General features: G+C 60.7%; 19 protein-coding genes. 10 read left to right on the top strand and 9 right to left on the bottom strand.

Annotated elements, in window-relative coordinates; all coding sequences use genetic code 11:
- The first annotated feature begins 2 nt into the window (after positions 1-2).
- The 9 genes from murD (at position 3) to lpxC (ending at position 10,467) form a co-directional block, all read left to right on the top strand.
- Complete coding sequence (murD, locus tag AC07N8_RS26240; RefSeq protein WP_493146515.1) at positions 3-1,349, top strand: UDP-N-acetylmuramoyl-L-alanine--D-glutamate ligase; 1,347 nt, start codon at positions 3-5, stop codon at positions 1,347-1,349.
- The gene (gene ftsW / locus AC07N8_RS26235) at positions 1,346-2,563 is read left to right on the top strand and encodes a putative lipid II flippase FtsW (RefSeq protein ID WP_483842846.1); all 1,218 of its coding nucleotides are present in this window, start codon (positions 1,346-1,348) and stop codon (positions 2,561-2,563) included. The genes murD and ftsW overlap by 4 nt, the downstream gene beginning before the upstream one ends.
- Positions 2,553-3,623, top strand: coding sequence for an undecaprenyldiphospho-muramoylpentapeptide beta-N-acetylglucosaminyltransferase (murG, locus tag AC07N8_RS26230; RefSeq protein ID WP_493146517.1), 1,071 nt, complete (start codon positions 2,553-2,555; stop codon positions 3,621-3,623). Before ftsW ends, murG begins: the two co-directional genes overlap by 11 nt.
- Positions 3,616-5,076 carry a UDP-N-acetylmuramate--L-alanine ligase gene (murC, locus tag AC07N8_RS26225; RefSeq protein ID WP_483842848.1) on the top strand — a complete coding sequence of 487 codons (1,461 nt, stop codon included), beginning with the start codon at positions 3,616-3,618 and terminating at the stop codon, positions 5,074-5,076. Before murG ends, murC begins: the two co-directional genes overlap by 8 nt.
- Positions 5,073-6,029, top strand: a complete 957-nt coding sequence (locus AC07N8_RS26220) for a D-alanine--D-alanine ligase (protein WP_483842849.1) — start codon at positions 5,073-5,075, stop codon at positions 6,027-6,029. Before murC ends, AC07N8_RS26220 begins: the two co-directional genes overlap by 4 nt.
- Before the next feature lie 4 nt (positions 6,030-6,033).
- On the top strand, positions 6,034-6,903 hold the full coding sequence (locus AC07N8_RS26215) for a cell division protein FtsQ/DivIB (protein ID WP_027922694.1): 870 nt from the start codon (positions 6,034-6,036) through the stop codon (positions 6,901-6,903).
- A 15-nt stretch (positions 6,904-6,918) separates the two neighbouring features.
- Positions 6,919-8,178 (top strand): cell division protein FtsA, encoded by a 1,260-nt coding sequence (gene ftsA, locus AC07N8_RS26210; RefSeq protein ID WP_123435068.1) that lies wholly within the window; start codon positions 6,919-6,921, stop codon positions 8,176-8,178.
- A 71-nt stretch (positions 8,179-8,249) separates the two neighbouring features.
- On the top strand, positions 8,250-9,443 hold the full coding sequence (gene ftsZ / locus AC07N8_RS26205) for a cell division protein FtsZ (RefSeq protein ID WP_007943486.1): 1,194 nt from the start codon (positions 8,250-8,252) through the stop codon (positions 9,441-9,443).
- A gap of 112 nt (positions 9,444-9,555) precedes the next feature.
- Complete coding sequence (gene lpxC / locus AC07N8_RS26200; protein WP_008060300.1) at positions 9,556-10,467, top strand: UDP-3-O-acyl-N-acetylglucosamine deacetylase; 912 nt, start codon at positions 9,556-9,558, stop codon at positions 10,465-10,467.
- Between the two features lie 173 nt (positions 10,468-10,640).
- Here lpxC and AC07N8_RS26195 read toward each other — a convergent pair whose 3' ends face one another.
- From AC07N8_RS26195 to AC07N8_RS26170, 6 genes are all read right to left on the bottom strand, one after another.
- Positions 10,641-12,089, bottom strand: coding sequence for a sensor domain-containing diguanylate cyclase (locus AC07N8_RS26195; protein ID WP_483842850.1), 1,449 nt, complete (start codon positions 12,087-12,089; stop codon positions 10,641-10,643).
- A 256-nt stretch (positions 12,090-12,345) separates the two neighbouring features.
- On the bottom strand, positions 12,346-12,570 hold the full coding sequence (locus tag AC07N8_RS26190; protein WP_483842851.1) for a hypothetical protein: 225 nt from the start codon (positions 12,568-12,570) through the stop codon (positions 12,346-12,348).
- 154 nt (positions 12,571-12,724) lie between these two features.
- Positions 12,725-14,089 carry a heavy metal sensor histidine kinase gene (locus AC07N8_RS26185; protein ID WP_493146522.1) on the bottom strand — a complete coding sequence of 455 codons (1,365 nt, stop codon included), beginning with the start codon at positions 14,087-14,089 and terminating at the stop codon, positions 12,725-12,727.
- On the bottom strand, positions 14,079-14,756 hold the full coding sequence (locus tag AC07N8_RS26180) for a heavy metal response regulator transcription factor (protein ID WP_427630013.1): 678 nt from the start codon (positions 14,754-14,756) through the stop codon (positions 14,079-14,081). Before AC07N8_RS26180 ends, AC07N8_RS26185 begins: the two co-directional genes overlap by 11 nt.
- A 9-nt stretch (positions 14,757-14,765) precedes the next feature.
- Positions 14,766-17,867: a multidrug efflux RND transporter permease subunit gene (locus tag AC07N8_RS26175; protein ID WP_493146524.1), complete on the bottom strand. Its 3,102-nt coding sequence runs from the start codon at positions 17,865-17,867 to the stop codon at positions 14,766-14,768.
- Positions 17,864-19,024: an efflux RND transporter periplasmic adaptor subunit gene (locus AC07N8_RS26170; protein ID WP_493146526.1), complete on the bottom strand. Its 1,161-nt coding sequence runs from the start codon at positions 19,022-19,024 to the stop codon at positions 17,864-17,866. Before AC07N8_RS26170 ends, AC07N8_RS26175 begins: the two co-directional genes overlap by 4 nt.
- 254 nt (positions 19,025-19,278) lie before the next feature.
- Between AC07N8_RS26170 and AC07N8_RS26165 the strand changes: the two genes are divergently transcribed.
- On the top strand, positions 19,279-19,536 hold the full coding sequence (locus tag AC07N8_RS26165) for a hypothetical protein (protein WP_007943495.1): 258 nt from the start codon (positions 19,279-19,281) through the stop codon (positions 19,534-19,536).
- Between the two features lie 155 nt (positions 19,537-19,691).
- Here AC07N8_RS26165 and AC07N8_RS26160 read toward each other — a convergent pair whose 3' ends face one another.
- From AC07N8_RS26160 to AC07N8_RS26150, 3 genes are all read right to left on the bottom strand, one after another.
- Entirely contained in the window at positions 19,692-20,441 is a 750-nt protein-coding gene (locus AC07N8_RS26160) for a YkgJ family cysteine cluster protein (protein ID WP_483842855.1), read from the bottom strand.
- Positions 20,442-20,524: 83 nt separating this feature from the next.
- On the bottom strand, positions 20,525-20,851 hold the full coding sequence (locus AC07N8_RS26155; protein WP_483842856.1) for a hypothetical protein: 327 nt from the start codon (positions 20,849-20,851) through the stop codon (positions 20,525-20,527).
- A 166-nt stretch (positions 20,852-21,017) separates the two neighbouring features.
- Positions 21,018-21,476: a GNAT family N-acetyltransferase gene (locus AC07N8_RS26150; RefSeq protein ID WP_493146529.1), complete on the bottom strand. Its 459-nt coding sequence runs from the start codon at positions 21,474-21,476 to the stop codon at positions 21,018-21,020.
- Positions 21,477-21,489: the final 13 nt, after the last annotated feature.

The following is a 21,489-nucleotide window of genomic DNA, read 5'->3' as shown; positions in this document are numbered from 1 at the left end:
TCGTGTCTCTGATCGCTTCTGACCACTTCCGCATCGTTGTCGGCCTCGGCAAGAGCGGCATGTCCCTGGTTCGCTTCCTGGCGAACCGGGGCACGTCGTTTGCCGTGGCCGATACGCGGGAAAATCCACCGGAACTGGCCACGCTCAAGCGTGACTATCCGCACGTGGAAGTGCGTTGTGGCGAGCTGGACGTCGAGTTCCTGTGCCGTGCCGATGAGCTCTACGTGAGCCCCGGCCTGGCGCTGGCGACCCCGGCCCTGCAAGCTGCCGCCGCCCGTGGCGTGAAATTGTCCGGTGACATCGAGCTGTTCGCGCGTAACGCGAAGGCGCCGATTGTCGCCATCAGCGGTTCCAACGCAAAAAGCACCGTCACCACCCTGGTCGGCGAGATGGCCGTTGCGGCGGGCAAACGTGTGGCGGTCGGCGGCAACCTCGGTACGCCGGCGCTGGACCTGCTGGGCGATGACATCGAGCTGTACGTGATGGAGCTGTCGAGTTTCCAGCTGGAAACCACCGATCAACTGAACGCCGAAGTGGCGACTGTGCTCAATGTCAGCGAAGACCACATGGACCGTTACAGCGGTCTGCCGGCCTATCATCTGGCCAAGCACCGGATCTTCCGTGGCGCCAGACAGTTTGTGGTCAACCGTCAGGACGCCCTGAGCCGTCCGTTGATGGGCGAGGGCCAGCCTTGCTGGACCTTCGGTTTGAGCAAACCTGATTTCAAGGCCTTCGGTATCCGTGAAGAAGAGGGCGAGAAATACCTGGCCTTCGAATTCCAGAACCTGATGCCGGTGCGCGAGTTGAAAATTCGTGGCGCCCACAACCAGTCCAACGCCCTGGCGGCATTGGCGCTGGGCCATGCTGTCGGTCTGCCATTCGACGCCATGCTCACGGCCCTGCGCAGTTTTGCCGGCCTCGAGCATCGCTGCCAGTGGGTGCGTGATCTGGACGGCGTCGGCTACTACAACGATTCCAAGGCCACCAACGTCGGTGCCGCGCTGGCGGCCATCGAAGGTTTGGGCGCGGACATCGACGGCAAGATCGTGCTGATCGCCGGTGGCGACGGCAAGGGTGCCGAGTTCAATGACCTGCGTGATCCGGTGGCTGCCAACTGCCGCGCCGTGATCCTGATGGGCCGTGACTCCGACAAGATCGGCCAGGCCATCGGCGATGGCGTGCCGCTGATCCGCGCCGGTTCGCTGGTCGAAGCCGTGGAGCAATGCCGCGCAGCAGCCCACCCCGGTGACGTGGTGCTGCTGTCACCGGCCTGCGCCAGTTTCGACATGTTTAAAAATTACGAAGATCGTGGTCATCAGTTCGTCCGCGCTGTGGAGGAATTGGCATGAGCCTGATGAACATCATCAAGCCTTATCCATCGCCGATCATCACCGGGCGCGGGGTCGACCTCGACTTCCCGATGCTCGCCGGTTGCCTGGCCTTGATCGGCCTGGGGCTGGTCATGATTGCATCGGCCTCGACCGAAGTCGCCGCGGTGCAATCGGGCAGTGCCCTGTATTACATGATCCGCCACCTTATCTATATCGTTCTGGGTCTGGGTGCCTGCGTCATCACCATGATGATCCCGATCGCCACCTGGCAACGCCTGGGCTGGCTGATGCTGCTGGGTGCATTCGGTTTGCTGGTGATGGTGATCATTCCGGGGATCGGCCGTGAAGTGAACGGTTCGATGCGCTGGATCGGCTTCAGCTTCTTCAACGTTCAGCCTTCCGAGATCGCCAAGGTGTTCGTGGTGATCTACCTCGCCGGCTATCTGGTGCGTCGCCAGAAAGAAGTGCGAGAAAGCTGGATGGGCTTCTTCAAGCCGTTCATCGTGCTGCTGCCAATGGCCGGCCTGTTGCTGATGGAACCGGACTTCGGTGCCACCGTCGTGATGATGGGGGCAGCGGCGGCGATGTTGTTCCTGGGCGGGGTGGGGCTGTTCCGGTTTTCCTTGATGGTGGTTCTGGCCGTCGCGGCAGTGGTGCTGTTGATTCAAGTGCAGCCGTATCGTATGGCGCGTCTGACCAACTTTGCCGACCCATGGGCCGACCAGTTCGGCGCCGGCTATCAGTTGTCTCAGGCATTAATCGCGTTTGGTCGCGGCGAATGGCTGGGCGTTGGCCTGGGCAACAGCGTGCAGAAACAGTTCTACCTGCCGGAAGCCCACACCGACTTCGTGTTCTCGGTGCTGGCTGAAGAGCTGGGCGCCGTGGGCTCGTTGTGCACCGTGGCACTGTTCGTGTTTGTCTGTATTCGTGGCATGTACATCGGTTATTGGGCCGAGAAGGCCAAGCAGTTCTTCGCCGCTTACATCGCGTACGGCCTGTCGTTCCTGTGGATTGGTCAGTTCCTGATCAACATCGGTGTGAACGTCGGCCTGCTGCCGACCAAAGGCCTGACCCTGCCGTTCCTCAGTTACGGCGGCAGTTCGTTGGTGATTTGCGGTGCCTGTCTCGGCTTGTTGCTGCGTATCGAGTGGGAGAGTCGAACTCACCTCGGCAGTGAAGAGATGGAGTTCCATGAGAGTGACTTCGCCGAGGAGCCACCCCATGGGCGCTAACGTATTGATCATGGCGGGCGGCACCGGGGGCCACGTGTTCCCGGCACTGGCTTGCGCTCGCGAATTCCAGGCCCGCGGTTACACCGTGCATTGGCTCGGAACGCCGCGTGGTATCGAGAACGACCTGGTGCCGATGGCCGGTATCGAGCTGCATCGGATCAACGCCAGCGGCTTGCGCGGCAAGGGCAAATTGTCCCTGCTCAAGGCACCGTTCATGTTGCTCAAATCCGTCTGGCAGGCGCGGGCGATCATTCGTCAGTTGCGGCCAGTGTGCGTGGTCGGCTTCGGTGGTTACGTGACCGGGCCTGGCGGTGTTGCCGCCAAACTGGCCGGTGTGCCGGTGATCGTTCACGAACAGAACGCCGTGGCCGGTACCGCCAATCGGTTGCTGGTGCCGTTGGCCGCCCGAGTCTGTGAAGCGTTCCCCGACACCTTTACCCTGTCGGACAGCCGTCGGACCACCGGTAACCCGGTGCGCACCGAGCTGTTCCTCGAAACGGCACGACCCGCCCTGGCCGGTCGCAAGGCGCGTTTGCTGATCCTGGGCGGAAGCCTGGGCGCAGAACCGTTGAACAAATTGCTGCCTGAAGCCTTGTCGCAAGTCGCCTCCGACCTGCGTCCGGAAGTGTTTCATCAGGCCGGTAAAAACCACGATGAAGTGACTGCAGAGCGCTATCGCGCGGCTGGCGTCGAGGCGCAAGTGCAGCCTTTCATCAAAGACATGGCCCAAGCCTATGGCTGGGCCGACCTGGTGGTGTGCCGCGCAGGCGCGCTGACCATCAGTGAACTGGCCGCCGCCGGTCTGCCCTCGATGCTGGTGCCTTTGCCCCACGCGATCGACGATCACCAGACCCGCAACGCCGATTATTTGGCCCGTGAAGGCGCTGCCTTCCTGATGCCGCAAAGAACGACTGGCGCAGCGGATCTTGCCGCTCGCCTGACAGAGGTCCTGATGCAACCACAACGACTCAACGATATGGCTACCGCGGCACGCCGCCTGGCCAAACCCGATGCCACCCGTAACGTGGTCGATACCTGCCTGGAGGTGGCCCATGGTTGAGAATCAGAAAGCCATGCCGCAACCGGAAATGCGCCGCATCCGTAAAATCCACTTCGTCGGTATCGGCGGCGTGGGCATGTGCGGGATTGCCGAGGTGTTGTTGAACCTGGGCTATGACGTGTCCGGTTCCGACCTGAAGGCGTCGCCGGTCACCGAGCGCCTGGAATCTTTCGGCGCGCAGATCTTTATCGGTCACCGCGCCGAAAACGCTGCCGCTGCCGATGTGCTGGTGGTGTCGAGCGCCGTCAACACCTCCAACCCGGAAGTCGCGACTGCGCTGGAACGCCGTATTCCGGTGGTACCACGTGCCGAGATGCTGGCCGAGCTGATGCGCTACCGCCACGGTATTGCCGTCGCCGGTACCCACGGTAAAACCACCACCACCAGCCTGATCGCTTCGGTGTTCGCGGCCGGTGGCCTGGACCCGACGTTCGTCATCGGTGGCCGCCTGAATGCCGCGGGCACCAATGCCCAGCTTGGCACCAGCCGTTACCTGATCGCCGAAGCCGACGAAAGCGATGCCAGTTTCCTGCACTTGCAGCCGCTGGTGGCCGTGGTCACCAACATCGACGCCGATCACATGGCGACCTACGACGGTGACTTCAACAAACTGAAGAAAACCTTCGTCGAGTTCCTCCACAACCTGCCGTTCTACGGTCTGGCCGTGGTGTGCCTGGACGATCCGGTGGTGCGTGAAATCCTTCCCCTGGTCAAGCGCCCGACCGTCACGTACGGCTTCGGCGATGACTGCGATGTGCGCGCGATCAATGTGCGTCAACAGGGCATGCAGACCTTCTTCACCGTGCTGCGCCCTGAGCGCGAGCCGTTGGATGTCTCGGTGAACATGCCGGGCAACCACAACGTATTGAACGCGCTGGCGACCATCTGCATCGCCTCTGACGAGGGTGTCAGCGATGAAGCCATCGTCCAGGGCCTGTCCGGGTTCCAGGGTGTTGGCCGACGCTTCCAGGTCTACGGCGAACTGCCGGTCGAAGGCGGCAACGTGATGCTGGTCGACGACTACGGTCACCACCCGACCGAAGTCGCTGCCGTGATCAAGGCCGTACGCGGTGGCTGGCCGGAGCGCCGTCTGGTGATGGTTTACCAGCCGCACCGTTACAGCCGCACCCGCGACCTGTACGACGATTTCGTCAATGTACTGGCCGATGCCAACGTGCTGCTGCTGATGGAAGTGTATCCGGCCGGCGAAGAGCCGATTCCGGGCGCGGACAGCCGCAAGTTGTGCAACAGCATCCGCCAGCGCGGTCAGCTGGACCCGATCTACATCGAGCGCGGTGTCGACCTCGCGCCGCTGGTCAAGCCGCTGCTGCGTGCCGGCGACATCCTGCTGTGCCAGGGCGCCGGTGATATCGGCGGTCTCGCGCCAAAACTGTTGAACAGTCCGTTGTTCGCCGGTGCCGTTGCTGCACCTGCCGTGGGGAAGTTGAAATGACTGCTGCTTATGCCAACCTCGTCTCCACCGTCGCGCCGAAAGACTTCGGCCGCGTCGCCGTGCTGTTCGGCGGCAAGAGTGCCGAGCGTGAGGTTTCGCTGAAGTCCGGTAACGCGGTCCTCGCTGCACTGCAAAGTGCCGGTGTGGACGCGTTCGGCCTCGACGTCGGCGACGACCTGTTGCAGCGTTTGCTCAACGAAAAGATCGACCGCGCCTTCATCATTCTCCACGGTCGTGGCGGTGAAGACGGCAGCATGCAGGGCCTGCTCGAATGCCTGGGCATTCCGTACACCGGCAGCGGCATTCTGGCGTCGGCGCTGGCCATGGACAAACTGCGCACCAAGCAGGTCTGGCACAGCCTGGGTATTCCGACACCGCGTCACGCCGTCTTGAGCAGCGAGGCTGATTGTATTTCGGCAGCGACGGAACTGGGCTTCCCTTTGATCGTCAAACCGGCGCATGAAGGTTCAAGTATCGGTATGGCCAAAGTGAGTTCCGCGTCCGAGTTGATCGACGCCTGGAAAGCGGCCAGTACCTACGATTCGCAAGTGTTGGTCGAGCAATGGATTCACGGTCCGGAGTTCACCATCGCCACCCTGCGTGACCAGGTGTTGCCTCCGATTGCCCTGGGCACGACGCACAGCTTCTACGACTACGACGCCAAGTACATCGCCAACGATACCCAGTACCGCATTCCGTGCGGGCTCGACAGCACCAAGGAAAAGGAACTCATGGACCTCACGGCGAAAGCCTGCGAGGCGCTGGGTATCGCCGGTTGGGGCAGGGCAGACGTGATGCAGGACGCCGACGGGCAGTTCTGGTTCCTGGAAGTGAACACCGCGCCGGGCATGACCGATCACAGCCTGGTGCCGATGGCGGCCCGTGCCGCCGGCCTGGATTTCCAGCAACTGGTTCTGGCGATTCTGGCAGCCAGTTTCGAGGTTAGAGGTTAAGACCATGCAAGGCGCGCAGCTAAGACATCAGCCTCCACCCGCACCCGGCCGCAAGCCGGTGCCACGGGGTGCCAGCCGAATGGTGGCCAAAGAGCCGATGTCGATGCGCCTGCCGAAAGCCAATTTTGGTTTTCTCAAAGCGTTGTTCTGGCCGGTGCTGTTGGTTGCACTGGGGTTTGGCACTTACGAAGGCGCGCAGCGTTTGCTGCCGTACGCCGACCGGCCGATCACCAAGATCAACGTGCAGGGTGATTTGAGTTACATCAGCCAGCAAGCCGTGCAGCAGCGGATCGCCCCGTACGTGGCGTCGAGCTTCTTCACCATTGACCTTGAGAGCATGCGCACCGAGCTTGAGACGATGCCATGGATTGCCCACGCCGAAGTGCGTCGGGTGTGGCCGGATCAAGTGGTGATCCGCCTGGAAGAACAACTGCCGGTGGCCCGTTGGGGCGATGAATCGCTGTTGAACAACCAGGGCCAGGCGTTCACCCCGCGTGAGCTGGCGAACTACGAACACTTGCCACAGCTGTTCGGCCCACAACGGGCCCAGCAGCAAGTGATGCAGCAATACCAGGTGCTGAGCCAGATGCTCAGGCCATTGGGTTTCTCGATTGCACGCCTGGAGTTGCGTGAACGAGGCAGCTGGTTCCTGACCACCGGCGCCGGCAGTGCCGGCCCGGGAATCGAACTGCTGCTGGGACGCGGCAACCTGGTGGAGAAGATGCGCCGTTTCATTGCCATCTACGACAAGACGCTTAAAGAACAGATTACGAACATTGCGCGCATCGATCTGCGCTACGCCAACGGCCTCGCTGTTGGCTGGCGGGAACCTGTAGCGCCCACGACAGCCCAACCCGCTGTCGCGAAGAATTAAGAAGAGGCAGGACCCATGGCAAACGTGCAAAGCGGCAAAATGATCGTCGGTCTCGATATCGGCACCTCCAAGGTGGTGGCGCTGGTCGGCGAGGTTGCGGACGACGGCACGCTGGAAATCGTCGGGATCGGTACCCATCCGTCCCGTGGCCTGAAGAAAGGCGTGGTGGTGAACATCGAGTCCACCGTTCAGTCGATCCAGCGCGCTATCGAAGAAGCGCAGCTGATGGCCGGTTGCCGCATTCATTCGGCGTTTGTCGGCGTGGCCGGCAATCACATCCGCAGCCTGAACTCCCACGGCATCGTGGCGATTCGTGATCGTGAAGTCAGCTCGGCCGACCTTGAGCGCGTCCTCGACGCTGCCCAGGCTGTGGCGATCCCGGCTGACCAGCGCGTGCTGCACACCCTGCCGCAGGATTACGTGATCGATAACCAGGAAGGCGTTCGTGAGCCACTGGGCATGTCCGGCGTGCGTCTGGAAGCCAAGGTTCACGTGGTCACCTGCGCCGTCAACGCCGCACAGAACATTGAAAAGTGCGTGCGCCGCTGCGGCCTGGAAATCGACGACATCATTCTCGAGCAACTGGCCTCGGCCTACTCGGTCCTGACCGACGACGAGAAAGAGCTGGGCGTGTGCCTGGTGGACATCGGCGGCGGTACCACCGACATCGCCATCTTCACCGAAGGCGCGATCCGCCACACCGCGGTGATCCCGATTGCGGGCGATCAGGTGACCAACGACATCGCCATGGCGTTGCGCACTCCGACCCAGTACGCCGAAGAAATCAAGATTCGCTACGCCTGCGCCCTGGCCAAACTGGCCGGTGCCGGTGAAACCATCAAGGTGCCAAGCGTTGGCGACCGTCCACCGCGCGAGCTGTCCCGCCAGGCCCTGGCCGAGGTGGTAGAGCCGCGTTACGACGAGCTGTTCACGCTGATCCAGGCCGAGCTGCGTCGCAGCGGCTACGAAGACCTGATCCCGGCCGGCATCGTGCTGACCGGCGGTACGTCGAAAATGGAAGGCGCCACCGAATTGGCCGAGGAAATCTTCCATATGCCGGTCCGCCTGGGCGTGCCGCATGGCGTCAAGGGCCTGGACGATGTGGTCCGCAACCCGATTTATTCCACCGGCGTTGGCCTGTTGATGTACGGCCTGCAAAAGCAGTCCGACGGGATTTCGTTCTCGGGCATCAGCAGCCGCGACAGCTACAGCAATGAAGAACCGAAAGCCGCCTTGCTCGACCGCATCAAGAGCTGGGTACAAGGCAACTTCTAAAGATTTATCGCAGCACCGTTGTAGATACACGCAGTAGGCGAAAAAACTAGAGAACGTAAAGGAGAGGGAAAATGTTCGAACTCGTAGACAACATCCCCGCAAGCCCGGTTATTAAAGTTATCGGTGTTGGCGGAGGCGGCGGCAACGCTGTCAACCACATGGTCAAGAGCAACATTGAAGGCGTTGAATTCATCTGCGCCAACACTGATGCCCAGGCGCTGAAATCCATCGGCGCGCGGACCATCCTGCAACTGGGTACCGGTGTGACCAAAGGTCTGGGCGCCGGCGCCAACCCTGAAGTAGGTCGTCAGGCCGCTCTCGAAGACCGTGAGCGCATTGCCGAAGTCCTGCAGGGCACCAACATGGTGTTCATCACCACTGGCATGGGCGGCGGTACCGGTACCGGTGCGGCACCAATCATTGCCGAAGTGGCCAAGGAAATGGGGATCCTCACCGTTGCGGTGGTGACTCGTCCGTTCCCGTTCGAAGGTCGCAAGCGCATGCAGATCGCCGACGAAGGCATCCGTCTGCTGTCTGAAAGCGTCGACTCGTTGATCACCATTCCCAACGAGAAACTGCTGACCATTCTTGGCAAGGACGCAAGCCTGCTGTCCGCATTCGCCAAGGCTGACGATGTACTGGCCGGTGCCGTTCGCGGTATCTCCGACATCATCAAGCGTCCTGGCATGATCAACGTCGACTTTGCCGACGTCCGTACCGTGATGAGCGAAATGGGCATGGCGATGATGGGCACTGGCTGCGCCAGCGGTCCGAACCGTGCACGCGAGGCCACCGAAGCGGCCATTCGCAACCCGTTGCTCGAAGACGTGAACCTGCAAGGCGCACGCGGCATCCTGGTGAACATCACCGCCGGTCCTGACCTGTCCCTGGGTGAGTACTCCGACGTGGGTAGCATCATCGAAGCCTTCGCTTCCGAGCACGCCATGGTCAAGGTCGGTACCGTTATCGATCCGGACATGCGCGACGAGTTGCACGTGACTGTAGTTGCTACCGGTCTGGGCGCGAAAATCGAGAAGCCTGTAAAGGTCATCGACAACACCGTTCACACCTCGATGGCCTCCCAGCCGCAACAATCGGCGCCCGCTCGTCAGGAACAGCCAGCGGTGAACTACCGTGACCTGGACCGTCCGACCGTCATGCGCAACCAGGCTCAGGCCGGTGCTGCGACTGCCGCGAAGATGAATCCGCAAGATGATCTGGACTACCTGGACATCCCGGCTTTCCTGCGTCGTCAGGCTGATTGATGGAATGTATCAGGGCTATGAAGTTGATTGGTGTTCAGCAAAGGTCTGGTCTGCTATCATCGCCAGCCTTTGTTGATACCAGTTCGCAATTTGCGCTGAAGCGGCCCAAGCCATGATTAAACAACGCACACTGAAAAATATTATCCGTGCCACAGGTGTAGGCCTGCACTCCGGGGAGAAGGTATACCTGACCCTCAAGCCCGCGCCTATCGACACCGGCATCGTGTTTTGTCGTGCTGACCTCGATCCTGTGGTGCAGATTCCTGCTCGCGCAGAAAACGTTGGCGAAACCACTATGTCGACCACACTGGTTAACGGTGACGTCAAAGTGGACACGGTGGAGCACTTGCTCTCGGCCATGGCTGGCCTGGGCATCGATAACGCCTACGTCGAGCTCTCCGCGTCCGAAGTACCGATCATGGATGGTAGCGCTGGACCTTTCGTATTCCTGATTCAGTCGGCCGGCCTGGAAGAACAGGACGCAGCCAAGAAGTTCATCCGGATCCTGCGGGAAGTGACAGTGGAAGATGGCGACAAGCGCGCCACTTTCGTCCCTTTCGAAGGTTTCAAGGTGAGCTTCGAGATCGATTTCGATCACCCGGTTTTCCGTGACCGCACACAAAGTGCAAGCGTGGATTTTTCCAGCACTTCGTTCGTAAAAGAAGTCAGCCGCGCCCGTACCTTTGGTTTCATGAGTGACATCGAGTACCTGCGCAAGCACAACCTCGCACTCGGCGGCAGTGTTGAAAACGCTATTGTGGTCGACGCGGATGGTGTACTGAACGAAGACGGCCTTCGCTATGAAGACGAATTCGTGAAGCACAAGATCCTCGATGCAATTGGTGACCTCTACCTGCTGGGCAATAGCCTGATTGGTGAGTTCAAGGGCTTTAAGTCCGGACATGCATTGAACAACCAGCTGCTGCGCAAGTTGATTGAGCAGACAGATGCTTGGGAAGTCGTGACTTTCGAAGACGCCAGCACTGCACCGATCTCTTACATGCGTCCCGTCGCGGCCGTGTAAGCAAAAAACCTCTCTAGTTTTTAAAGGCTGCCTTCGGGTGGCCTTTTTTTATGCCTCAAATTATGTGGTGGTCAAGCGGGCCCCTTCGCGAGCAGGCTCGCTCCCACAGTTGGTCGCATTCCAATGTGGGAGCGAGCCTGCTCGCGAAGGGGCCAGTCGCCACAAAGAAGGACTCACTGCGCAGCCACCACCCGATTGCGCCCACCTTCCTTGGCCTGATACAGCGCCTTGTCCGCCATAAACAGCAATTGCTCCAGACTGATTTCCTTTTCCGTCGTCCAGGTACTGATCCCGATACTGACAGTAATCGGTGTTTCAGCACCCGCCACCAACGGCATTTGCTCCACCGCCACGCGGATTTTTTCGGCAATCTGCCGTGCGCCCGCGTTGTCCGTTTCCGCGAGGATCACCGAAAACTCCTCACCGCCATACCGCGCCACCAGATCCCCGGGCCGCCGTACATTGGCGCAAATCACCTTGGCCACGGCCCGCAACGCGTCATCGCCACCCTGATGGCCATGGCGATCGTTGAACGCCTTGAAATGGTCTGCATCGACCATCAGCACCGACAGCGGCTTACCCGAGCGTTGAGCGCGAAACCACTCATGGCGCAGGGTCTGATCCAGGGTCCGGCGGTTGGCGACACCGGTCAGGGCATCGGTGGCGGCCAACAGCGCCAGTTCCTGTTCGGCGTGATGGCGCAGGCGTAGCTCGCGGCACAGCAACCAGGTCAGCCAGAGCAGGCCGATGCACAGCACGCCAGTGGCACCGCTGATGACAATCGCCGTACGTTTCCAGGTCGCGAACACTTCGTTGCCGGAGAGGGCGACGATGACCGTCAACGGCAGGTTGCCGACCCTGGAAAAGGTGTACAGGCGTTGTAGATGATCGACGCTCGACACACTGTCGAAACTGCCCGCGCCTTCACGCAGGATGCGCATGACATTGGGCCGATTGGCGAAATTCTTGCCGACGGGGTCGTTGATCAGATGTGGCTTTTGCGCGAGCAGAATGCCGTCGTCATTGATGATGCTCAGGGTGCTGTCGTTGCCAATGTCCAGGCTGTTGAACAATTGTTCGAAGTACGCGAGGCGCATCGATGCCACGGCGACGCCGAGAAACTCGCCAGTCGACGAGGAGATGCGTCGGCTGAAGCTGATCCGCCATTCCTCGCTGTCGTCGCAATCGCAGCGCGGCTTGAACGGCCGGCTGATGAACATGCCGGTGTCGCTGTTAAACGCATGGGCGAGAAAATAGTCGCGGTCCGCGAAGTTGCCGGGTTTGGGCTCGATCAGCGATGAGTCGGCGAGCACTTCCCCGTGTTTGTCCAACAACAGAATGTCGCCCTTGAAGCGCGCGGTGGTGGAGCGATCGAACAGCACCAGATGGCGAATCTGTGGGGAAACCTGTTTCAGGTCTTCACGCTGCGAGGCGGCTATCAGGCCCTGCAGGGTCAAATCGTAAAGCTCAACGGTGCGCAGCACGTCAGCGTCGATCAACTGCGCGATGGTGGTTGCGCTGCGGGTAGCGGCCTGCTGGGCGTTAGCGTGTTCGCGGATTAGCAGAAACGCGACGATGCTGAGAATCGCGATCACCGTCAGCAAGCTGCCAAGCATCACCATGAGCTCAGGTCGACCGGTCTTGCCTGAAAGGTGTTGGGGGTGGCTCACTGGCATGGGGCGACTGTCTGCTTGAAGAGCATAAAAAAGGCCAGCAAAACACGCTGGCCTTTACTTATTCAAGCTTAGAAGACATTGGGCGGGAACGCACTTGCGCCAGCCCCAATGAAAAAAAGCCGCTGATAGCAGCGGCTTTGAAGACAACTTTTCAAAGGGAAGAGCCGATGAAAAGTGTCGAGGGAAACTGTAGTTCGATGAATCAGCTGTCTTTCTCAACCCGTTGCCGGGTGGCAGAAGTGGACGCTTGAGGGGTTTGCGCGGCGTCTTGAGCCTTGGCCGTCATGTCGCTCTGATACTGATCGTAGGCGGCGGCGCGTGCGGCATTTTGCGCGACGAACGTCTGCGACTCTTCCGCGATTGCGAACGGAGACAGAAACAATGAGGACAAAACGAAAGCGCTGGCAATACCCGTAATGTTGGACATCTTTTAAACCTTCTTGCTTGGCAAGTGCTGTTTGGTGCGGGCAAAGATAAGGATCTTGGCCGATAGGAAACAGAGCCAATCGAAGAAAGGACTGTTGCGCCAGAAGCAACAGTGATTCATGGAGGAGTGGGTTTCTGTGGCGAGGGAGGATGGTCTAAACGGGGAGGTGAATGCCGAAGGTATTCATGCCGTGGTCGCTGCGCACAAACACATCGCCGCCATGCATCAGCGCAATCGCCTTGACGATCGCCAGTCCCAATCCATGGTTGTTTCCGCTGTTGCTGCGCGACGCATCCACCCGATAAAAGCGTTCAAACAACCGCGGTAAATGCTCGCTGGCAATCGGCGATCCAGGGTTGGCCACACCAATGCTCACCTGATGTTCCTCAACCTCGATTCGCACCTGAATCACTTGCCCGGGTTCGGTGTGCTGCACCGCGTTGCTCAGCAAATTGATCAACGCCCGACGCAGATGCGCGATCTCGATCCGCACCTGCGCATCGCCGCTGACCTGCACCTGAACCTGCGCATCCTCAAGAATGAAATCCAGGTACTCCAGCGTCGTCGCCACTTCATCGGCGAGCGACGTGGACGTCAGTTTGGTGGCCTTGCTGCCCTGATCCGCGCTGGCGAGGAACAGCATGTCGTTGATGATCGAGCGCAGCCGTTCCAGTTCTTCGAGGTTCGATTGCAGCACTTCAAAATAGTGCTCGGCGGAGCGCCCGCGTGTCAGCGCGACCTGGGTCTGGCCGATCAGGTTGGTCAGCGGCGAACGGAGTTCATGGGCGACGTCGGCGTTGAACGACTCCAGCCGCGAATACGCCTGCTCGACCCGCTCCAGCGTGGAGTTGAACGAATTGACGAACTGATTCAACTCTGGCGGCAACGACGATAAACGCAAGCGCCCGGAACGCAGCGGCGGGGCTAGCCGCTGGGCTTCCTGGGACAACTTGATCAAGGGTTTGAGACCGATGCGCGCCACCCAATACCCCAGCGCAGACGCCAGCAACACGCCGACAATCGCCAGGCTGATCAGCGCGATCAGCAGGTGATGCTGCGTCTCGAAAAACGTCTCGGTGTCGATGCCGATCATGAAGCGCAGCGGGGGGCGTTGATCCTTGGCCGGGAACTGGCTCACCAGCACTTTCAGCGGATAAGGATGATCCGGCAGCTGCAAGTCGCGCATGCCCAGTGGCCCTTCGGCGAAGGCGCGAATCTGCGGCGTCGGGTTGCCATATTCGTAGTGCGCATCGCCGCTGATAATCCAGAAACTGATGCGCTTGTCTTCCTCGCCAAGCAGCTTGAGCTTGTTGTTGATCTTCACCCAATGCTCGGGCGTGCCGTACCGGCCGACGGTGGATTCGAGCACGCTGTAGCGCGCATCCAGCTCGGCTTCGGGCAGCAGGCCCAGGCCCTTGTCGACCTGCTGATACAACGCCCAGCCGATCAACAAAAACACCAGCAGCGCCACCAGCGTAAACATCCCGCTCAGGCGCAGTGCGATGGAGTTACTGGACACCACGGCTCTCCAGCACATAACCCATGCCACGAATCGTGTGCAGCAGTTTTTCGTCGAACGGCCCGTCGAGCTTGGCCCGCAGACGCTTGATCGCGACTTCGACGACGTTGGCGTCGCTGTCGAAATTGATGTCCCAGACCATCTCGGCAATCGCGGTTTTCGAGAGGATTTCGCCTTGCCGACGGGCCAACACGCTGAGCAGAGAAAACTCTTTGGCGGTCAGGTCCAGGCGTGTGCCGGCGCGGGTCGCTTTGCGGCTGATCAAATCTATCCACAGGTCGGCGATGCTCACTTGCACCGGTTCGTGACCGCCGCTGCGCCGGGTCAACGCTTGCAGGCGCGCCACCAGTTCAAGGAAGGAAAACGGCTTGCCGAGGTAATCGTCAGCGCCGTCGCGCAAGCCTTTGATGCGATCTTCGACGCGCTCGCGGGCGGTGAGCATGATCACCGGGGTTTGCTTGCGCGCACGCAAGGCGCGCAGCACGCCGAAGCCGTCGAGGCCCGGCAGCATGACGTCGAGGACGATCACCGCGTAGTCACTTTCCAGCGCCAGGTGCAGGCCTTCAACGCCTTCGCGCGCCACGTCCACGGTGTAACCCTGTTCCGTCAGGCCGCGGTGCAAATAGTCCGCGGTTTTTTCTTCGTCTTCGATAATCAGAACGCGCATGACCCCGCCTCAGTCTGTGGTCGCCAACGCCGGTACGGGCGAAGGTTTGGGCCTGTGAAATAGCCGCTCAAGCCACAAGTATATGACTGGAGTGGTGAACAGCGTCAGCGCCTGGCTCACCAGCAAGCCGCCGACTACCGCGATCCCCAATGGCTGGCGCAGTTCGGCGCCGGTGCCGTAGCCGAGCATCAGCGGCAGCGCACCGAGCAGGGCGGCGAGGGTGGTCATGATGATCGGCCGGAACCGCGTGATACAGGCCTGGAAGATCGCTTCTTCCGGCGGCAAGCCACGGTTGCGCTGGGCGTCCAGCGCGAAGTCGATCATCAGGATGCCGTTCTTCTTCACGATGCCGATCAGTAGCACCAGCCCGATCAACGCCATGATCGAAAAGTCCTGGCCGCAGATCCACAGCATGATCACCGCCCCGAGCCCCGCCGACGGCAGCGTCGAAATGATGGTCAGCGGATGGACGAAGCTCTCATAGAGCACGCCAAGAATGATGTACACCGCCACCAGCGCCGCCAGGATCAGCCACGGCTGGCTGGCCAGCGAACTCTGGAACGCCTGGGCCGCGCCCTGGAAGTTGCCGCTCATGGCCGCTGGCATGCCGATGTCGGCCTTGGCCTGGTTGAGCATGATCACTGCATCGCCCAGTGCGACGCCGGGCGCCAGGTTGAACGACAAGTTAGCGGCCGGGAACATGCCGTCGTGGGCGATGGACAGCGGGCCGACCGTAGGCGCGTCAAATTTGGCCAGCGCCGACAGCGGTACCATTTCCCCGCTGAGCGGTGAGCGCAGGTAAAAATAATTCAGGCTTTCGGCCTTGCCGCGTTGCTTGGTGTCCAGCTCCAGAATCACGTTGTACTGGTTGATCTGGGTCTGGAACTCATTGACCTGGCGCTGACCAAACGCATCGTAAAGCGCTTCGTCGACGTCACTGGCGGTCAAGCCGAAGCGCGCCGCCGCGCTGCGGTCGATGCTGATGTGGGTGATGCTGCCGCCCAGTTGCAGGTCGTTGGAAATGTCGCGGAACGCCGGGTTGCTGCGCAGTTTTTCCGTCAGCCGCTGGGTCCAGGTGCTGAGGGTCGCGCCATCGTTGCTCTTGAGTACGTATTGGTACTGTGCACGGCTAGGGCCAGAGCTGAGGTTGATATCTTGCCCGGCGCGCAGGTACAGCACGATGCCCGGGACCTTCATCAGTTGCGGGCGAATCCGGTCGATGAACTGGCTGGCCGAAACGTCGCGGTCGCCGCGTTTTTTCAGGGAGATCCAGAAGCGACCGTTGGCGATCGTCTGGTTACTGCCCGACACCCCGACAGAGTGGGAAAACGCTGCAACTGCGGGATCCGCTGCGACGATTTCGGCCATCGCCAGGTGTTTTTTCACCATGTCGCCGTAGGAAATATCGGCGGCAGCTTCGGTCGTGCCGAGGACAAAACCGGTGTCCTGCACCGGGAAGAAACCTTTCGGAATGAAGATGTAACCGACGATGGCCAGGCACAGGGAAAGACCGAACACACCTATCATCAATTTCTGATGGGCGAGGGCGCGGCGCAGCAGTTTTTCATAGCCGGCCACCAAGCGTTCGCCGAACGTCGGTTTGCTGTGGGCGTGATGCACCGGCGCACGCATGAACAGCGCGGCCAGCGTCGGCGCCAGGGTCAGTGAGACCACCACCGAAATCATGATGGTTGAAGTGGCTGTCAGGGCGAACTCCTTGAACAGCCGCCCGACCACGCCGCCCATGAACAGCAGCGGAATGAACGCCGCCACCAGCGAGAAACTGATCGAGACCACGGTAAAACCAATCTCGCCCGCACCCTTGATCGCCGCTTCGCGCATACCGTCACCGGCCTCAAGGTGTCGGTGAATGTTCTCCACCACCACAATCGCATCGTCGACCACAAACCCCACGGCCACCACAATCGCCACCAGGGTCAGGTTGTTCAGGCTGAAGCCCATGATGTACATCAGGGCGAAACTGGCGGTCAGGGACACGCCCAGCACCGCGGACACAATCATCGTCGCCGACCATTGGCGCAGGAACAGCGCCATCACCGCCACCACCAGCATGATCGCGATCAACAGGGTGATTTCCACTTCGTGCAAAGACGCGCGAATGGTCTGGGTGCGGTCGACCAGCACCTTGACCTGCACTGAGGCGGGGAGCATGGCTTCAAGCGCCGGCAGCGCGGCTTGAATGCGATCCACGGTCTCGACGATGTTCGCGCCCGGTTGCCGGGAGATCACCAGGTTCACCCCGGGTTTATCGCCGGCCCAGGCCTGAACGTAGGCATCTTCCGAACCGTTGACGACTTTGGCGACATCCCGCAGATGAACCGGGGCGCCGTCCTTGTAGGAAACGATGAGTTGGCTGTATTCCTCGGGGTGAAACAACTGGTCGTTGGTCGACAGCGTGGAAATGCTCGACTCACCGTACAACGCACCTTTGGCCAGGTTGAGGCTGGTGTTCTGGATCGCCAGGCGAATGTCCGCCAGCGTCAGGCCGATAGCCGCGAGTTTGTCCGCCGAGGCTTGAACGCGAATCGCCGGACGTTGCTGACCGGTGATGTTGATTTGGCCTACGCCATCGATCTGACTGATCTGACGCGAGAGCAGGGTTTCCACCAGGTCGCTGAGTTCAGTGCCGGGCATTTGCGTGGAGTTGACGCTGAGGATCAGCACCGGGCTGTCGGCCGGGTTGACCTTGCGCCAGGTCGGCAGCGTCGGCATGTCCTTGGGCAGCTTGCCGGCGGCGGTGTTGATCGCGGCCTGGACTTCCTGGGCGGCGGTGTCGATGCTTTTGTCGAGGGTGAACTGCAGGGTCAGGTTGGTCGAACCCAAGGCGCTGCTCGACGTCATCTGGGTCACGCCGGGGATGGCGCTGAATTGCACTTCAAGCGGCGTAGCCACCGACGACGCCATGGTTTCCGGGCTGGCACCGGGCAATTGCGCGGCCACCTGAATGGTCGGGAATTCGGCTTCCGGCAACGGCGCAATCGGCAGGCGCGGGAAGGCGATGGCTCCGAGCAGCACCAGCGCAAAGGTCAGCAGGATGGTGGCGACCGGGTGATCGATGCACCAGGCAGAGACCGAGCCATGGCCCTTCATGGCTTCGGCTCCGATTGCACCACTTGCGGCGGCTCGGTCATGACCTGCACGGTCGACCCCGGTTTGAGCCGTGACTGGCCATCACTGACCAGCACATCGCCCGGTTTCACGCCTTTGATGATGTCCTGACCGCTGCCTTGGGCAACCACCTGCACGGTCACGGTTTCCACTTTGTCGCCGTTGACCCGATACACGAAGTGTTGATCGAGGCCGCGTTGTACGACGGTGGGCGGTACCACCAGCGCATCTTTCTCCAGGGCTGTCTGGATTTTCACCGTCACCAGCAGGCCCGGCCAGAGTTTCTGCCCGGCGTTGTTGAATTCGGCCTTGGCGCGGATGGTCCCGGTGTTGGCGTTGATCTGGTTGTCGATCAGGGTCAAGTGACCTTCGCCCAGCAAGTTGCCGGTTTCACCGTCGGTGTCGGCGCCAATGTAGGCTTTCACTTGGGCGCGTTGCGGGTCGCCGATCAGCCCTTGCAGGGTCGGCAACATGTGCTGCGGCAGGGAAAACTCGACGGCGATCGGGTCGATCTGCGTCACGGTGAACAGGCCCTGGGCGTCGGTCATGCGCAGGAAGTTGCCTTCATCCACTGTACGAATACCGACGCGCCCGGTGACCGGCGAGTGAATCTGTGTGTAGGAGAGTTGCACCTGAGCGGCGTCGATTGAAGCCTGGTTGCCCTGGGCGGTGGCCTTGAGCTGATTGACCAGCGCTTGTTGTTGGTCGTAGGTCTGTTTGGATACGCCGTCATCAACGCTCAGTAGTTTGTAACGCTTGAGATTGATCAGTGCCACTTGCAACTGCGCCTGGTTTTCTCCCAGTTGAGCGCGGGCCTGATCGAGGCTGGCGCGGATCGAGCGGTCGTCGATGGTGGCCAACAGGTCACCTTTGTTCACCAGTTGACCTTCCTTGACCAGGATCTTGGTGAGGATGCCGTCGATCTGCGGGCGCACCACCACGCTGTGCAAGGACAACACCGACCCGATACCGCTGACATAACGCGGCACGTCTTTCTCAACGACGTTGACCACGCGCACCGGGATGGCGGTCGGGGCGGCGAGTTTGGCCGTGGCAGGCTTGACGAGGTACCAGGTGCCCAGCGCTGCCAAGGCAATTAGCAGACCTGCGATCAAGGCGGGTTTTTTCTGAATTCGCATGCGAGTGGGGCGCCGGGCTGAGAGGTTGGGGTATTTCAGGTTTATACCCTTCTTTATAACCCTGTCAGCCCGTCAGGAAGGTGACTGCTAACTGACGGGGCTGTCAGTTTGAGATTCAGCGGCGGTGGGTTCGCCAGCACAAACCCGACGGACTCACGCGCGGTGTGAAGCTTGCAGCTCTAGACACAGGTATACTGCCGCCTTTCGCGGCTCGCTGACCGGGCCCGACTCTATGTGCATCACCCGGAGCTTTCATGACTTCCCCGACACAACCGCCGGTTGCCGACGCTTTGAGCGACGACCAGGCAGACCTGCCAGACAGCGTCGACTCCAGCGCAGACAGCGAAACCAAAGCCGCAATCCCGGCGTTCAAGTTCCCGTTCAAACCGGGTGATCTGGCGGCCGCGAAGAACGCCAGTCAGCCTTGGTACAAGAATGGCGCGAAGAATGGCCATACCAAGACACCTGGGGCGGCACCTCCGGGTACTCGTCGTTCGATGGGTAAGCGCTGAGTTTCAGTTTCTGCGGTGCCTGATCTACCGCTTTCGCGAGCAAGCCCGCTCCCACAGTGGATCGTCGACATACACAAAATCTGTGTCAGATGGAGATCAAATGTGGGAGCGGGCTTGCTCGCGAAGGGGTCATCACAGGCAACTAATCCCTTGGATCAAGCCGCCCGCAACGAAATAAACGCATAGTTCACCGGTGCTTCAGTCACCAGTTGCGCACCCGCCGCCTGCACTTGCCCGGCAATGTCATCCCCCGACACATGAAACAGCCAGTCACTCTCCGGCGCCGCCAGTGGTTGCGCTGACACCTGATCAATGACCGTGGCAAACGCGTTCATGTCCGGCAGATAGGCGGTAAACCCGTCACCCTTCAGCGCAGTCGTGCGAATCCCCAGCAACGCGCAAATAGCGTCCTTGGCCTGAATGTCATCGCGATCCGCCTGACGAGAACGCTGGATCAACTGCGCCAGCTCCTGATCGACCAATTGACCGCCGATGATCAGATCCGGGCCCTGTTCCCATGATTCGGGCGGGCAATCCTTGGTCGCTGTGTTCAGCAGGATGTGCGGGTTGATTTCCGCCGGGTAGATGCGGCACACCAGCGGTCGGCGCTCGTAGATGCCGCAGCGGTTGTCTTCGTCAAGATTCCGGCAGGGACCGACGTTATAGGCGGCAAAGGTGATTGCCACGTGCGCCTCGGACGCGCCGCTTCGAACCACCACCGAACGGCGTTCGGCGTGTTCGCGTTGCTGCACCGGCAGGCCCAGGCCGTTACCCAGAAAACCCTCGACCAGCACGATCACTTGACCGCCATCGCCCGCCCACATGCGGGCTTCCGCCAGGGTCAGGGGGACGTGGTGGTCGTTGCAGCACTTGCCGCAACCTACGCAGGAAAACCTTGTATTCATTGCTCGCCGGGCCGCATGTGAGGGCAGGAAACGGCGACAGAATGTCACCGCACTGCCTAGCGATGAAGCAAGTTATGCGCCACTCACTGGGCCTTGGCGGTCGGGCGAATGGAGTCCCATTCGGTCACGTAGGCGGTTTTTGTCTTCTTGTTGTAGAGGCACAGCTCGGTGCCTTGCTGACCTTTCATGTGTTTTTGCGGGTATTGGCCTTGCAGCAGGAGGGCGGTGTAGTCGACCCGATCATCGAATTGTGCAGGGGTGCCGACGGGCTTGGCGTTTTTCAGGCCGCTGGCTTTGGTGCAGCTGGTGAGGACGGCTTTGTCGTAGGCGGCCCAGGCGTCGGGGCTGGAGGCGTGGGCCTGGGAGGCGAGGGCGGTGAGACAGAGGGCGATCAGGGGTGCGGCTTTCATGGTTCGGGCTTCCGTTGGCTTGATTGGCCGAGTATGCCTGAAGGGTTGATATTGTTAATGCTGGCCCCTTCGCGAGCAGGCTCGCTCCCACAGGCGATCTGTGTTGTACGCAGATCAAGTGTGGGAGCGAGCCTGCTCCGGGCGGTGTTCCGACGAAGGCGGTGTATCAGGCTGGAACCGGTTCCCGGCGGACCACATACATCCCGGAACTTTCATACAGCCGCTGTGCCCGAAGGTTGTCTTCCAGCACCTTCAAGTCAACAAACCCTTCCCGACGTTGCTGAAATACGTGAAACGCCTGCTGCAACAAGGCGCGGCCCAGCCCGAGGCGTTGCGCGCGCGGGTGGACCACCAGGTTCTTGATGTAGGCGCTGGTCCAGCACTGGCACACACCAGCGATACCGTCGGCATCCAGCGCAATGAAACACAGGGCGGGATCGTATTCGGGGTCGGTTTCAAAGCGCTGTTGCCACACCTCCAGCGCCGGCACGCGGCCACCACCTTCCTGATAACCCAATTCCATCAAGTGATGGACGGCTGCTGCCAATTCAGGGCGGTATTGGCTGAGGACGATGCCTTCAGGCCAGGTGATCGCCGGCACAGCCTCGGCGAGGTTGCGCCGCATCAAATAGCAAAAG

This window comes from Pseudomonas sp. GW821-FHT10C09, from assembly GCF_059415465.1.
This window is presented reverse-complemented; position numbering and strand designations above follow the sequence as displayed.